The organism is Gilliamella sp. B2785 (assembly GCF_026537005.1).
Classification (GTDB): domain Bacteria; phylum Pseudomonadota; class Gammaproteobacteria; order Enterobacterales; family Orbaceae; genus Gilliamella; species Gilliamella apicola_E.
Window position 1 is genome coordinate 1 of record NZ_JAFNNC010000008.1, and the last position, 16,313, is coordinate 16,313.

The 16,313-nt window shown below is 35.8% G+C and carries 11 protein-coding genes; 2 read left to right on the plus strand and 9 right to left on the minus strand.

Annotation, left to right across the window (positions count from 1 at the left end):
• Positions 1–614: 614 nt before the first annotated feature.
• The 9 genes from J3U24_RS09600 to plsB form a co-directional block, all read right to left on the minus strand.
• On the minus strand, positions 615–1,409 hold the full coding sequence (locus tag J3U24_RS09600) for an ABC transporter ATP-binding protein (protein WP_065561755.1): 795 nt from the start codon (positions 1,407–1,409) through the stop codon (positions 615–617).
• 2 nt (positions 1,410–1,411) lie between these two features.
• The gene (locus tag J3U24_RS09605; RefSeq protein WP_065561756.1) at positions 1,412–2,356 is read right to left on the minus strand and encodes an ABC transporter permease; all 945 of its coding nucleotides are present in this window, start codon (positions 2,354–2,356) and stop codon (positions 1,412–1,414) included.
• A gap of 66 nt (positions 2,357–2,422) precedes the next feature.
• A complete protein-coding gene (locus tag J3U24_RS09610) occupies positions 2,423–3,400 on the minus strand; it encodes an ABC transporter substrate-binding protein (RefSeq protein WP_065561757.1) in 978 nt (325 codons plus the stop codon).
• A gap of 251 nt (positions 3,401–3,651) precedes the next feature.
• Positions 3,652–4,617, minus strand: coding sequence for an ABC transporter substrate-binding protein (locus tag J3U24_RS09615; RefSeq protein ID WP_267330982.1), 966 nt, complete (start codon positions 4,615–4,617; stop codon positions 3,652–3,654).
• 85 nt (positions 4,618–4,702) lie between these two features.
• Positions 4,703–5,596 carry a formate dehydrogenase accessory protein FdhE gene (gene fdhE / locus J3U24_RS09620; protein ID WP_267337687.1) on the minus strand — a complete coding sequence of 298 codons (894 nt, stop codon included), beginning with the start codon at positions 5,594–5,596 and terminating at the stop codon, positions 4,703–4,705.
• A gap of 88 nt (positions 5,597–5,684) precedes the next feature.
• On the minus strand, positions 5,685–6,383 hold the full coding sequence (locus tag J3U24_RS09625; protein ID WP_065561760.1) for a formate dehydrogenase subunit gamma: 699 nt from the start codon (positions 6,381–6,383) through the stop codon (positions 5,685–5,687).
• Positions 6,376–7,350, minus strand: coding sequence for a formate dehydrogenase subunit beta (gene fdxH / locus J3U24_RS09630; protein WP_081303434.1), 975 nt, complete (start codon positions 7,348–7,350; stop codon positions 6,376–6,378). The genes J3U24_RS09625 and fdxH overlap by 8 nt, the downstream gene beginning before the upstream one ends.
• A gap of 15 nt (positions 7,351–7,365) precedes the next feature.
• On the minus strand, positions 7,366–10,434 hold the full coding sequence (gene fdnG, locus J3U24_RS09635; RefSeq protein WP_220225501.1) for a formate dehydrogenase-N subunit alpha: 3,069 nt from the start codon (positions 10,432–10,434) through the stop codon (positions 7,366–7,368).
• 298 nt (positions 10,435–10,732) lie between these two features.
• Complete coding sequence (plsB, locus tag J3U24_RS09640) at positions 10,733–13,165, minus strand: glycerol-3-phosphate 1-O-acyltransferase PlsB (RefSeq protein ID WP_218060069.1); 2,433 nt, start codon at positions 13,163–13,165, stop codon at positions 10,733–10,735.
• A 444-nt stretch (positions 13,166–13,609) separates the two neighbouring features.
• On the opposite strand from plsB, the gene J3U24_RS09645 reads away from it, so the two are divergent.
• On the plus strand, positions 13,610–14,953 hold the full coding sequence (locus tag J3U24_RS09645) for a Na+/H+ antiporter family protein (protein ID WP_065561762.1): 1,344 nt from the start codon (positions 13,610–13,612) through the stop codon (positions 14,951–14,953).
• Between the two features lie 35 nt (positions 14,954–14,988).
• Positions 14,989–16,275, plus strand: a complete 1,287-nt coding sequence (gene rsmB, locus J3U24_RS09650) for a 16S rRNA (cytosine(967)-C(5))-methyltransferase RsmB (protein ID WP_267337686.1) — start codon at positions 14,989–14,991, stop codon at positions 16,273–16,275.
• Positions 16,276–16,313: the final 38 nt, after the last annotated feature.

Sequence of the window (16,313 nt, forward strand, 5' to 3'; positions counted from 1 at the left end):
TGCCGAACTCAGAAGTGAAACGCCGTAGTGCCGATGGTAGTGTGGGTATTACCCATGTGAGAGTAGGGTGCCGCCAGACTTTTAAATTAGAGCGAAAGCCCAGCAGCAATGCTGGGCTTTTTTGCATTAAGGGATCAGTATTTTTAATACTATTGAGCAAATAAATTCCTATATCTCTCTGATATTTTAAGCAGCTTAATAATCGACGAAAATCAAAGAATAGAACAAAACACTTCCTTTAAATAATTAATGCGTTAAATGCTACTTGCCTATACTTAAAAACATCATAATTTCTTTCATATTATCTTTAGTAACAAGATAATTTGGGGAAAAGGTAATCTTTTCTAAAATACTAAATACATCTAAATTAACAAAATTATTAAATTAAAAATTAAAGGGTTTAATGAATTCATGATTGGATGAATAACGCTTAAATGAAACCAAAGTTAATTTGGTAGATAAAATATGGATTTTGAGAATACTACAAAATCAATAACCATTAATAGTGAGGGATAAAAGCGTGTTAGATTTTGTGTTAATGGAGATTGAATAAATGAACAATAGATTGAAAAAAGCAATATTCATTAAATAAATATTGCTTTAAATTTTTATTATTAGCCTAAAAGTAGGGCATCATCTGTTACTTTTTCACCGCGAGTTTTTTCGAACATCTCTAATAAATCATTGACGGTTAATTTATCTCGCTTTTCCCCTGAAACATCAAGCACCACTTGCCCTTGATGAAGCATGACTGTTCTAGTGCCGTATTCTAAAGCTTGTTTCATTGAATGGGTAACCATCATTGTGGTTAACTTATTTTTTAAAACAATTTCATTAGTGAGATCCAAAACGAATTGTGCTGTTTTAGGATCAAGTGCAGCAGTGTGTTCATCAAGTAATAAAATCTTAGATGGTTGTAATGTCGACATTAATAGACTTACTGCTTGTCTTTGTCCTCCTGATAATAATCCCATCATATCTGATAAGCGATTCTCAAGGCCTAAATTGAGTGTTGCTAGTTTTTCTTTAAATAAGGCCCTCAGCTTGCGATTTAATGCTGGTAGTAAAGTGAAACTATTACCTCGGTTATAAGCAATCGCTAAGTTTTCTTCGATAGTAAGATTTTCACATGTCCCTACCATAGGATCTTGGAATACTCGTGCAACCATACCGGCTCTTTTCCAAGCAGGCCAACGAGTCACATCTTTATTATTAATAATCACATGTCCCGAATCAGCAATCAAATCACCACTAATCACATTAAGTAAAGAACTCTTTCCTGCGCCATTACTACCGATTATAGTAACAAACTCACCTTCACTGATATTGAGATTTAAACCTCGTAATACATGATTTTCAATTGGTGTTCCTTGATTAAACGTCAATTGCAATTGCCCAACATTGATCATGCTTACTTCCCTCTTCTTTTTGAGTATTTTTTCAGTTGTTTTGGTAAGACTAAAGCTAAAACAACCAATATTGCCGTGATAAGATTTAAATCCTCTGTACCGACACCAATCTCTTGTAAAAATTCATTGCTAAGTGCAAAGGCAATAAATAAACGGTATAAGATAGCGCCGAAAATAACAGCAATCATAACCGCCCAAATGCGTTTTGTTGGGAAAATACTTTCACCTATAATGATTGATGCAAGGCCGATAACAATAGTCCCCACCCCAATAGTAATGTCAGCACCGCCTTGAGTTTGAACAAATAATGAACCACCAAGTGCGATTAATCCGTTTGAAATTGCCATACCTAAAATAGTGATACCACCTGTTGGAATTCCTTGGGATTTAGCCATTCGTTGGTTAGTACCAGTCGCTCTTAAAGCCAATCCGATTTGGGTATTTAAAAATAGGTTAAGTAGCAACCAAAATACAACAACAAAAGCTAAAACCATAAGTGGTTGCACTAAATATTGATTACTATAATCTTCATTGATAAATGGAGAGAAAATAGTTTTTGCATCGAGTAAAGATAGATTAGGCGAACCAGCCATTCTTGGTGTTTCATCCATGAGATAAGGTCCTAATCCTAAAATTCTTAGATTAATTGAATAAAGGCCTATCATCACGATAATACTTGATAGTAATTGTAATATGTTAAGTTTAACATATAACAGTCCAGTCATTGCACCGGCAATACAACCAGCAAACATACCTAGAAAAGTTGCAATCCATGGATCAATACCGACATACATACACAAACCACATACTGCCCCACCAAGTGGAAAACTCGCATCAGCGGTTAGATCGGGGAAGTCAAGTAGTCGAAACGATATAAACACGCCTAAGCTAACTAATGCGTAAATAAGTCCTATTCCAACTGAGCCTAATAAAAATTCAAATGACATGAAAATATCCACTAAAAAAAGTAACCGCCAAAGTAGGCGGTTTAGTTATTAAAACGGTTTAATAAATTATTTTTCAACAATTTTTGCTGCTGATTTTAAAACCTCTTCAGATAGAGTGACACCTTGGCGTTCAGCAGCCTTTTTATTAATAGTTAATTGTGTGATGTTACCAACTTGTGGTGGAATATCACCTGGTTTTTCACCATTAAGAATTCGAATAACAATTTTACCTGCTTGGCGACCAAGGTCATAATAACTCATTCCCAAAGCAGCAATTGCACCTCGTTCAGCTGAATCAGGATCTGATGCAAGAAGAGGAATTTTGTTTTCATTGGCAACCTTCGCTAATGCTTCATAAGCTGAAACGACGTTATTATCGGTTGTTGTGTAGATCAGATCAACTTTTCCTTTTAAACTTATTGCGGCGGTTGAAATATCAGATGTTCGTTGTGCTGGTGCAGCAATAATTTTCATGCCGCGTTTTCCAAGTGCAACTTGTAATTCTTTAAGCACAATTGTGGAATTTACTTCACTTGGGCTATAAACATAACCAATATTTTTTGCATCAGGTTTAATTTTTAACATCATATCGATTTGTGATTCTAAAGATAATGCATCTGATACACCAGTTACATTGGTTTTAGAAGCTTCCCAACTAGGTGTTAATTTAGCAGCAACGGGATCAGTGACAGCAGTGAATACGATAGGAATCGTTTTGGTTGTCGCCACTAGAGCTTGGGTGCTAGGTGTTGCAATACCAACGATAACATTGGGCTTATTAGCAACAAATTGTTTTGCTATTTGGGCAGCATTAGCGCTACTACCTTGAGCACTAGCAAACTGTAATTTTAAATTTTGACCAACAATATAGCCATTATCTTTTAATTCATCTTCAACACCTTTGCGAACATTATCTAATGCAGGATGTTCTACAATTGCTGTTATCGCGACATATTTTTGCTCAGATTTATTATCTGCTAATGAAAAAAATGTTACTACAGACAAACTAAGTAACATAAAAAGCTTGATGATTAAATTCCGCATGTGGTGCTCCTGTAATATTTATTTTACAACCAACCTAAATATACGTTTACTATAAAGCAAAAACAGATAATTTTCTAGATTTAATAAAAAGTATATGTGTAAATATTTTAATACACCTTATTGCAAGGAATTATGAATAAAATAGGCTTATCAATAATACTTTAAAAAATTTTGCGGTGAGGAACGGGGTTTTTGAACATTCTTTGCCCATTAAAATGGACAAAGAATTGATTTTATTTAGATATATGATTTTATTTTTGACCAATAACTTTATAGGCAGACTCGATAACGTCAGGAGGTAAAGAGATTCCTTGTTTTTTGGCTGCATCAGTATTGACGACAAGGCGTAATGTTTGTCCGATTTCGGGTTTAATATTGCCAGGATCTTCTCCATTTAAAACTCTTACCACCAGCTTACCTGATTGACGACCTACATCGTAATAGCTCATTCCATAAGCAGCAACAGCTCCTCGCTCAATGGCATCAGGAAACGATGCTAACAGTGGGATTTTATTTTCATTGGCAAATTTAACTAATGATTCATAAGCTGAAACAACGTTGTTATCTGTTGTGGTGTAGATCAGATCAACTTTTCCTTTCAATGTATTGGCTGCTGTTGAAATATCCGCTGTACGTTGGGCAGGCACCGCCACCAATGAAATATTTTGTTGGCTAAGTTCATTTTGAAGATTTTTTAACACTACAGTTGAATTAATTTCGCTAGGACTATAAATATAACCAACAGATTTTACATTAGGCACAACTTTTTTCATAAATTCAATTTGAGGGCCTATTTCTTGATAGTCTGAAACGCCAGTGACATTGTTATGAGAGGGATTCCAATCTTTAATTAATTTTGCTGCAATTGGATCAGTAATTCCTGCAAAAACAACGGGTATTTGTTTAGTTGCGGCAACTGTTGCTTGAGCACTTGGTGTTGCAATTGCAACGATGACGTCTGGTTTAGCTGCAACGAACTGTCTGGCAATTTGTGCGGCTGTTGCACTACTACCTTGGGCACTTCGATATTGGACATTTAAATTATCGTTTAACTTAAATCCATTCGCTGTTAACTCATCTTTTACTCCATCACGGATTTGGTCTAATGAAGGGTGTTCAACAATTGCTGTTATCGCAACATTTTTTACCGCATTAGCCAAACAGAAAAATGGCGTAATTACTAACATCAATATTAAAATTATAGCGCGTTTCATCATAAAGAACTCGTAAACTAGTACAGTGATATGATTCTAATCTTAATATTACAAAATGTTAAGTAATATTTTTAACTTTTGTAATTTCTTATTGGGAAAAGACAAAAGGATTTAACCCACTTTTTGCAAATCCTTCTTCTTCAGTCTTGATATCCAATATTAATGAGGCAACATCATCAGCAATGATTTCGATATGAGGATCTTTATCTTGGTCTAATATTTTCAAATAGCTATGGCAAGCATCACAGCACTCGGTTTTTATTGCAGCTAATTCTTTATCCAAAGAGAAGTATTGAATATCTTGCATATTATCACAACAAGTACATTTCACTCGTGGTACATACCATTCGCTTTCACATAAGCTACAATGAAGGTATCTTAATCCATTATTTGCACCAAGCTGAATAATACTCGCAGCTGGCATACTATTACACACTGGGCATAGCCAGCTTTCATTGGTATTTTCAGCGACGGCTTTGCCTTTAATTTGACTAGCTAGTTGGCAATAATAGACTGATAAAGCTGACCAAATAAATATGGATTCATTACCATCAACTAAATTAAATTTACCATTGAGTAAGTTGCGTGCTTTCTCTTGAAGTTGATTGGAATCGTTTTGTTTTAATTGTTCAATAACAGATTGAATTTGATAGGTTGTATTTGAAAATGAATTTAATAATGTTAATAAATAATCTTGCCAAATATCATTTAATGGTAAGTTTTCCAAACTTAATGGCGGAAAATCATTATTAAGTGATGGAGAGATATCAATAGGTTTTTTGATTAAAATAGCCTGTTGCTCGACAATCTTAGCGCAGAAATTTAAATAATCACTTAAAGAATTGTTTCGTGCTAGCGTTTTTAAACGCTCGGCGCGATGAATATAAAGTGTTTTCGGTGATGGATAAAAGAGTAAGGGAATCTGTCTAATTACGGTGTTTTGTTGTTCAAGCTGCTCTCGTGGGATGATTTTTATACTCATTCTTGATTACCAATTTTGTTATTTTTTCCATCATTAATCTAATAGGCTAAGAATTCCGCTGATTTATATCAGCGGAGATTAATTATTCTTATAAAGCAGGTTTTTGTTCTGTTTGAGATGATGGCTCAATATCGTTCTTTTGATTGTCTTTAAGTTCTTGCTGATAGACTTTTTTCATTTCTTCTTCGTACCATGAGGAGTGGTTTTTAAATGCCCACGCTCGTGATACATATCCAGTTATCATTCCTTTTATAGACCCTTTAACCCAAATTGCCATATAAGCATGACCAATAGCCAGTAAAATAAGACAAATAGCCGCAAAAGAGTGGAAAAATATTGCGATTCGGACTATTTGAATAGGAAAATAATCAGATACATATCGGCGCCACATTATTAAGCCCGTAACGAATAGCACAAAGATTAAGCTCATAATGCACCAGAATAAAAACTTTTGGCCAACATTATATTTACCAATTGGGATACCTTCTTCTTTTCCCATAATCACGTTTTTAAAGTTTTTAATCCATAAAAGGTCATTTTTATTTGGAATATTGTGATGAGCTAATTTGATAAACATGAACATTAATAAAATGAATACCACACAACCAATTATAGGGTGTAAAGCTCTCACCAATTGTGGTGTGCCAAGAAATAATCCAAATAACTTGATTGATGGAAAAAATAAAGATAAACCTGATAACGCGGTTAATATAAACAAACAGACCATACACCAATGACAGAAGCGTACAATAAGTGGTGTTCTTAATATCATTCCTTTCTTATTCATGACGAGCCTCCGATTGTGTTGAATTAGGACTATTTTTTCGACCTAAAATAGGTAGTCCTAAACGTTTTCTTGCTTGTTTGTCCGCTTCTTTTTCGTGTTCAATATCTTCGTCATCGACTTCAACTGCACCTACCCCCATGTAGTGGAAGAGTAATCCGCCGAAAGTAGCAACAAAAGCAGCAGCTGAAAGTGGTTTCCATGCGCCTTTCCAGAATTTAACGATTTCGCTAATTTGAGGATCTTTAGGTAATCCATGGTAAAGTTCAGGTTGATCAGCATGATGTAGTACATACATAACATGAGTACCGCCGACACCTTCTGGATTGTAGAGTCCTGCGTTTTCAAATCCACGTTTTTTTAAATCAACAATTCGGTGTTCGGCATGGCGAATCATATCTTGTTTGGTGCCAAAATGAATTGCTCCAGTAGGGCAGGTTTTTACGCAAGCAGGTTCTTGACCAACAGCAACTCGATCAACACATAATGTGCATTTATAAGAGTGGTTATCTTCTTTGCTAACACGTGGAATATTAAATGGACATCCTGCGACGCAATAACCACATCCAATACAGTGTTCTGATTGGAAATCGACAATCCCATTAGCATATTGAATGATTGCTCCTTCAGATGGGCACGCTTTTAAGCAACCAGGATCTGCACAATGCATACAACCATCTTTACGTATAAGCCATTCGAATTTGCCATTGATTTCAACTTCTGAATAACGCATTACGGTCCATGCTTTTGGTTCTAAGTCAGCTGGATTATCATAAACGCCGACGGTATTTCCTACTTCTGCTCGCAGATCATTCCATTCGCTACAAGCTACCTGACAAGCTTTACAACCGATACAGGTGGTCACGTCAATTAATTTAGCTACTTCCTGCTGATAATCTCTTGCCCTAGGTGCAGGTGTTAGGGCATTAGTTGCTGAGCGGCGAATAATATCTTGAGTTTGTAATGACATAATCTATCCTCCTTCTTATGCCGCTGTGGTAACTTTTTCGATGTTGACTAAGAAGGACTTGTATTCTGGGGTTTGTGAATTAGCATCACCTAAATGCGGTGTTAATTCATTAACCAAAAAGCCTTTTTTAGTTTGACCTGTGAATCCCCAAACAATTGGAATTCCTATGGTTTCGATCTCTTTACCATCAACTGTCAAAGTAGGTAAACGTTTTGTCACAACTGCTTTGGCTTTGATATAACCTCGATATGAAGTTACTTTCACTGTATCGCCCAATTTTATGCCTTTTTTATTCGCAAGATTTTCACTAAGCTCAATAAATTGTTCTGGTTGTGTTATTGAAGCTAATCTTGCATGTTGCGTCCAAAAGTGGAAGTGCTCAGTAATACTGTATGTTGTACCAACATAAGGAAATTCATCTGCTTTACCTAAGCGAGCTAAATCTTCTTTAAATGCTCGAGCTACTGGACTATTTACTTGTTTAGGGTGCATTGGGTTATTTGAAATTGGTGTTTCAAATGGTTCATAATGTTCAGGAAATGGTCCATCAACTAAACGATTCAAACAGAACAGCCCACCTAATCCATCATTGTTCATGATGAAGGCTCCCGCTCCAGAATCAGGTGATAACGTGGCAGTAAAATCTGGTACGTCATTGCCGACCCAACTTGTTCCGTTCCATTTGATTAACATCCGATTTGGATCCCATGGTTTTCCATTTTCATCAGTAGAAGCACGATTATAGAGTACACGTCGATTCATCGGCCAAGCCCAAGCCCAGCCAGCATGAATACCCTTACCTGATGGGTCACTAGGATCTCGGCGAGCCATTTGGTTACCTTGTTCAGTCCAAGAGCCACAAAATATCCAAATTCCAGATGAGGTCGTTCCGTCGGCTTTTAATTGAGAAAAACCACTTAATAGTTGGCCTTTTTTAAGGATGATGTTGCCATTAGTGTCCGTTATGTCAGCCAATGCTCGACCATTACACTCTTTTGCTAACTCTTCGGCTGCTGGACCTTCAGGATCTTGATAATCCCAAGTTAAATTATTAATTGGTTCGTGATAAGCGCCACCTTCTTCTTCATAAAGCTCTTTAATTCTTAAATAGATTCGCGCAATAATCTCTGGATCGTAAAGTGATTCATAAGGTGGTCTAGCAGCTGCCCAATGCCATTGTAATAAACGTGATGAGTTAACAATGGTCCCATTTTCCTCAGCAAAACAGTTGGCCGGAAGTCTAAAGACTTCTGTTTGTATTTTACTTGGATCAACATCATTTGATTCACCATGATTTTTCCAAAACTCGGCTGTTTCAGTTGGCAATGGATCGATATTTACCAAGAATTTGAGTTTGGATAATCCCTCACGAATACTATTTTTATCAGGTAAGGCAGCCAGTGGGTTAAACCCTTGGCAAATAAAACCATTAGCTTGCCCGTCACGCATCATTTTACTAAAACGTAAAATATCATAGGTTTTATCCCATTTTGGTAACCAATCAAATCCCCAATTATTATCCCCAGTTGCCTTATCACCATACATTGCTTTCATAAAACTAATAAAGAATTTAGGGTAATTACCCCAAAAATTAACCTCATTTGGACCAAGAGGTTTTGGTGTTTTTTCTGCTAAGTATTGTTCAAGCGATGTTTGAGAATCTTTTGGTAGATCAAGATAAGCAGGTAATCGATTAGACAGTAAACCTACATCAGTTAATCCTTGAATATTTGAGTGACCACGCAAAGCATTTATACCACCACCCATGACACCAATATTACCAAGAATCAGTTGAATCATTGCTGCAGTGCGGATGATTTGTGTACCATAAGTATGTTGAGTCCAACCTAATGCATATAGGAAAGTTGCCGCACGATCATTGGTTTTAGTACTGGCGAGTGAACGACAAACATGTAAAAAGCCATCTACAGGGCTACCCGTTATTTTATTTACAATTTCTGGCGTATAGCGACTAACATGTTGTTTTAGTAAATTCCAAACACAGCGTGGGTGACTTAATGTTTTATCTCTTAATGCAAAACCATTTTCATCTTTTTGATATGCCCAACTGGTTTGATCGTATTGACGATTTTCTGCATCGTAACCACTGAACAATCCACTATTATTATCAAAGTTGAAATCGTCACGCACAATTAAGCTAGCATTAGAGTGTGTTATAAGATATTCAAAGTTGACTTCGTTATTAGTGATAAGGTAATTAATGATACCAAGTAGAAAAGCGATATCTGAACCTGCACGAATAGGTACATAATGATCAGCTACCGAAGCGGTTCGATGAAAGCGTGGATCAATCGCTATGAGTTCTGCACCGTTAGTAATTTTGGCTTCAATTGCCCATTTAAAACCAACTGGATGGGCTTCAGCTGCGTTACCCCCCATAACAATAACCACATTAGCATTTTTAATATCGTTCCAGTTATTGGTCATGGCGCCTCGACCAAAGGTAGCACCTAAACTAGATACTGAGGGCCCATGGCAAACTCTAGCTTGAGTTTCAAGGCTTAGCATTCCTAAAGAACGGGCAACTTTAAATGCTAACCAACCCGTTTCATTACTCGCAGCTGAAGTCACTAGCCAGCCAGTAGTTGTCCAGCGGTTAACCGTCGTTCCTTGCTCATTTTTTTCTTGAAAATTTTTATCACGGTCAGCTTTCATTAAGCGAGCTATGCGGTCAATTGCTTCATCCCAGCTGATTCGTTGCCATTTGTCAGAACCTGGCGCACGATACTCTGGGTATTTAACTCGTTGTTCGCTTTTTATATAGTCGAGTACGCCAGCACCTTTCGGACAAAGTGAACCACGACTAACAGGATGGTCAGGATCGCCTTCGATATGAAAAATAGACGATTCGGCATTCTTAGCGCCATCTCCTCGGCTATAAAGGAGCATTCCACATCCAACAGAACAGTAAGTACAATTATTTCGCGTTTCTTTTGATTTTAACAATTTATATTGGCGAGTTTGTGCAAGCGCTACATTCGGCATTAATCCTAAAGTAGCGACAGTTGTTCCTGCCATGCCACCAGCACAGATCTTAAAGAACTGTCTACGGTTAAATAGCATATGAACTCCTTAAAAAGCTGACATTACATTTTATTATCTAATTTTTTCGATGTTATAAACATCCTTACTAATTGTAATGATAATATTTAATTGAATGGAAATAAAGGTATACTTTCACAAAAGTTTGACATATGTCAAAAAAACAATAGTGCTATTTATTAAATTTGTTAATGAAGATTATAAAGAATAAAATTATTTAGAAAACAGTGATAAAGCATAAAAAAAGATACTTTATTTAATGATTGAAGTTTATTCGGCTTACCCAAAATAATCAAGTAAGCCCAAGATAATTTAATTTTTAAGGATTGATTTCATCAATTGTTTGCATTACACGGTTAGTAATTAATGGTTTAAGTATATTATTCATAGTTTCGATTTTCGGTAAATTTGCATCACCTTTATCATCTAAATAACCTTGTTCCCGAAGCGAAGCAACTAGTGTTGAAAAAACACCTTTATCAAAAAATTCAGGGGCATTTATACCATGTAATATTGAAAGCCGTTCTGCAATTAAACGTCCTTCTTTTTCTAAGGTTGCACGACTAATTGTTGGATCTTTTTGTAACAATGAAAATGCAATGACATAGCGTTGTAATGTATCTCTTGATGATGACGCTAACAACTGTAATCCTGACATTTTTAAGTAGTTCAATGTTAATTTATCAGGTGAATAACTTATTAGATTCAAATCAGCATAAGTTGCAATAATTTTATTAACGTATTCAGTTAATTGATCTTCATTATGATATAAAAATAGCTCTGATTTTATTAAAGGGAAGAGCAATTTAATCTGCATAAGTACTTCATCAATTGAAATGCGATTATGTTTAAGTAAAATTCTAGCCACAATTGCCGGTATAATCAGTAAATGCTGAATATTATTGCGATAATAGGTCATCAATACTGCTTGTTCGGTAGTTAACCCCACCATTTCACCAACTTCATCAGTAGTAATGACAAATTTACCCATTTCTTTGGCATGTTCAAACATCTCTTCGGCAGTTTGATCGGGAATGGTAATCAAATCAGAGTAAGGAATGTTTTTTAATAATTTTAAAAGATAATCTAAATGCTCTAATAATTTTACTTTTGTTAATGTGCATTGATCAGCGGCTAATAATATTGAACAGCATAAATTCATAGCATTAATCGCAGCCGAAGAATTGATGTGCTCCATAATTTGTTTTGCAAGCAAATTAGTTGTTGGTGTTAACCAATTAGGGCGCTGTGTTCCTGTAGGATCAATAGCATCTCGCCATTCAGGTATATGCTGATTTAAAAATTGATTTAAAGGTATTGGGCTACCAAAGTTAACGTAGCCAAAGCCTAGTTTTTTTAATTTGAAGAAGGCTTTAATTGTGCTCCACAAGCTTTCTTTTTCTTTTTTAGCGCCACGCAGCTCGTTAGCATAAGTGGCAACTTCTAAAACATGTTCATAACCAATATAGACCGGGACAATTGTGATTGGGCGTGTATCACCTCGTAATAAAGTTTGGATTGTCATCAACAACATTCCGGTTTTAGGGTCGAGTAGTCTTCCTGTGCGTGAGCGCCCGCCTTCAATGAAATATTCGACGGCATAACCGCGGATAAATAACTCTGCTAAATACTCTCTAAATACGGCGGTATAGAGTTTGTTACCTTTAAATGAACGGCGGATAAAAAATGCCCCTAAGCGCCTAAAGATAGGGCCTGCTGGCCAGAAATTTAAATTGATACCAGCTGCAATATGTGGTGGAACTAATCCTTGCCGATAAAGTACATAAGACAATAACAAATAGTCCATATGACTTCGATGACATGGTGCATAAACGATTTCGTGTCCATTTTCAGCAAGCTCTCGAACTGGATCAGCGTTTGTTACTTTTAAACCTTGATAAAGTCTGTTCCAAGCCCAAGTAAGAACAAAGTCAGTCACTCTTAGCATGCGGTAAGAAAAATTAGCCGCGATTTCATTTAGAAGTGATAAAGCATTTTTCTTGGCTTTATCTAGCCCAATATGTTTACTTTTAGCTTCTTCTTGTATTGCCTCAGCAAGAGCTGGGTTAGTTAATAATTTATTAAGCATTTCCTGTCTAACAGGCAATTTAGGACCAACAGAAGCCGCTCTTTGTTTAGCAAAGTGAATACGTGCTACACGTGCAAGCTTATGAGCTAAAACAGAAATATCTTGTTTATCGTCGACTTTAATATCTTTAAAAGATACGGTCCGAGAAAATCGAGTATAGCAGTCACGACCAGAAATTAAGATTTTATAAAGTTTATAGGTAGCACCTAACACTTGCAGTGAAGGCATTTTTTTGCCTTCTTTATCTGGTTTACGACCAAACATGACAGATACAGGCAACATTTGAACATCAAGTTCATCATTTTGTTGATGCGCTGAAATGTATTCCCTTAAAATTTCGATAGATTTATTTTTTTGTTTACTTGAAGCAAAAATTCCTGGCCCTTTATCGATATAAATATAAGCAGGTACAGTTTTATCATTAATATCAATTCCTAATAAAGGATCTGGTAAATGATATTTTAGACAAAGCGACCTAACTACCATTAAATCAATTTGAGAGTTATAAGGAAGCACATACAAAATTGGACGATGGATATCGAGGTCCAGTTCAGTAATGGGATCGGTAGGAATTGGTTTACTTTTAACAAAAAGCTTAACAGGAATTTGAATTAGTGAAAAATAAATTTTTGTCCACCAAGAAAACATAAAAATAAACCTCATACTTTGTTGCTAACTATATACTTAAATCATTTTAAGTTATTTATTTACCAACCTAATAATGAATGTTTAAGCTGTAAATTGATATGATACTCTAATATAAAAAACATTAATCCAAGTATATATGCGTTACAGTATAGCAAATTTGCATAATCTTGTAGTGATTACATTATGATAATGACAACGTATTATAAAGGTTTATTTCTATCAGCACCATATCAGCATGAATTGAATATTACCGTTAATTAAAGCAAGTTATTCACACAATTTTCATTAAGGATACAAATCGGTTATTCTTTATTTGCAATGTTAGCATTAAATTTATTATAAGTTTTCTTTAGTCTTACCTAAAAAATAATTTACGCTAGTAAGCGTATACTAACAATTGCACTTTATATATCTATCGCCTAGAATAACTATCTTTATTTTGCTACGAAGAATCTATTTATGAATACTATTCTTGAGCTGTTTTCCTCGGTAAATGCAGTGGTTGTTGCAGTTATTTTAATGTTAGTCCTTTCGCTTTGCCGTGTTCATGTGGTGATTAGCTTAATCATTGGTGCTTTTGTCGGTGGTTTATGTAGCCATTTAACATTAAAAGAAACAATTGACGCTTTTAATACTGGGATTAGCAACGGGGCTAATATTGCGCTTTCTTATGCTATGCTTGGTGCGTTTGCAGTAGCAATTTCAAAATCAGGATTACCAGAATTGTTAGCTGACAAAGCCATTAAGCAGTTAACGACTAATGATGCTAAAACTCGAATTAAATGGTTGTTAATTATCATAATCGGGTTAGTTAGTATTTCCTCACAAAATATCATCCCAATTCATATTGCTTTTATACCGTTGTTAATTCCGCCACTATTATATGTAATGTCGAGATTGCAACTAGATAGACGAATGATTGCTTGTATCATGACATTTGGTTTGATTACACCATATATGTTTTTACCTGTCGGATTCGGTAATATTTTCTTAAATCAAATCTTATTAAAAAATATTATTTCATCGGGGATGGATGTTAGCCATGTTAATGTTATGCATGCTATGGCTATTCCGGCTTTTGGTATGTTTGTTGGTCTACTTTGGGCTATTTTCGTTAGTTATCGTAAACCGAGACAATATAAACTGATTCATGAAGAAAGCCATGCCGAAGAGTTTAGTAATGTAAGTACTCGTTCACTTGTCGTCTCATTATTAGCAATTATTCTCTCTTTTACTGTCCAACTTTATACTGGATCGATGATTTTAGGTGCTTTAATTGGCTTTATCTGTTTTATTGCTTCAGGCTCAATTAAATGGGGTGAGGCAGACGGAATCTTTACCGATGGTATCAAAATGATGGCGATGATCGGCTTTGTGATGATATCAGCTCAAGGCTTTGCTGAAGTATTAAAACAGACTCATGAAATAGAACCTTTAGTTGTTAATAGTGCCTCATTATTCGCGGGGAATAAAGTAGTAGCATCTTTTATGATGATGTTAGTTGGCTTGATCATTACACTTGGTATTGGTTCATCTTTCTCTACTGTACCAATTATTGCAGCTATCTATGTTCCTTTATGTGTTCAGTTGGGCTTTTCACCAATAGCAACCGTTTGTTTAATTGGTGCGTCAGGAGCGATTGGCGATGCAGGTTCACCTCCTTCAGATACTATTTTAGCAACATCTGCTGGTTTAAACAGTGATGGTCAGCATGATCATATAAGAGATAGTGTTATTCCAACCTTTACCCATTTTAATATTCCATTGTTTATAGCTGGTTGGGTGGGATCATTAATTTTATAAATATTTAGATTGATGAGTTAAGGTCATTATTGGTTATGAATAAAAAGTCACACTCAAATATTCGAGCTATTTGTGCTCAAGCGATTTTTAACGTACTTGAAGAGGGGCAATCGCTTAGTACGGCCTTAACGTTATTTAGCCATAAAGTAGCAGAAAAAGATCGCGCGCTAATGCAAGAAATCTGTTTTGGTGTGATGCGTGTTTTACCTGAACTTAATTTTTATATTCATACTTTGATGAATAAAGTTCTTACCGGGAAAAATCGAGTTCTACACTATTTATTGTTAGTGGGTATTTACCAAATTTTATATACCAGAATACCTGAACATGCAGCTGTAGGTGAAACAGTTAATGCAGTAAATGATTTAAAAAAATCAGCGCTCAAAGGATTAGTAAATGGCGTATTGCGTGAATTTTTACGCCAACAAGAATCATTACAACGAAAATTTGTACAGGATGATAAAGCACCTCAAACCTTGCATCCAAGTTGGTTAGTTAATCGTCTTACGCAAGCTTACCCCGAGAAATGGCAAGCAATCATTTCTGCCAATAACCAAAAACCACCAATGTGGTTACGCGTTAATCTTAATCACTATTCTGTTAGTGAGTATCAACAATTGTTAACTGAACGGCAAATTGAATCAGAAGCTTTTGCTGATTTGCCTTGTGCTATCAGGTTATTATCGCCTGTAAATGTAACGAAATTACCTTATTTTGCTGAAGGAGCCGTTACCGTACAGGACTTATCTGCTCAATATGCTGCATATTTGTTAGAACCCCAAAATGGTGAGCAAATTTTGGATATGTGTGCCGCTCCAGGTGGAAAAACAACCCATATCTTAGAAATTGCACCTAAAGCAAATTTATTAGCGGTAGATGTTGATGCAGGTCGTGCTAAACGTATTGAAGAAAATCTGGCTCGCCTAAAACAAGTAGCAGAAGTTAAAGTGGGTGATGGTCTTACACCTGAAAAATGGTGCTCGGGTAAACAATTTGACCGAATTTTGCTTGACGCACCATGCTCGGCAACAGGCGTAATTCGTCGCCATCCTGATATCAAGTGGTTACGGCGAGATAGTGATATTGCGCAACTCACTGAATTGCAACATGGAATCTTAACCAATATTTGGTCTTATTTAAAAACAGGTGGCACTTTAGTCTATGCTACCTGTTCAATACTACCTGATGAAAATAGATTACAAATTGAGCGGTTTTTACAAGAAAACAGCAATGCCCAACTTGTGGGTGATACGAAACAATTTTTACCAACTGTACACGGTGGTGATGGTTTTTTCTATGCTGTTTTAAAAAAAAGTAGTTAGTACATTTTTACAATGCCAGCTCTGTTTAAAAATGATTA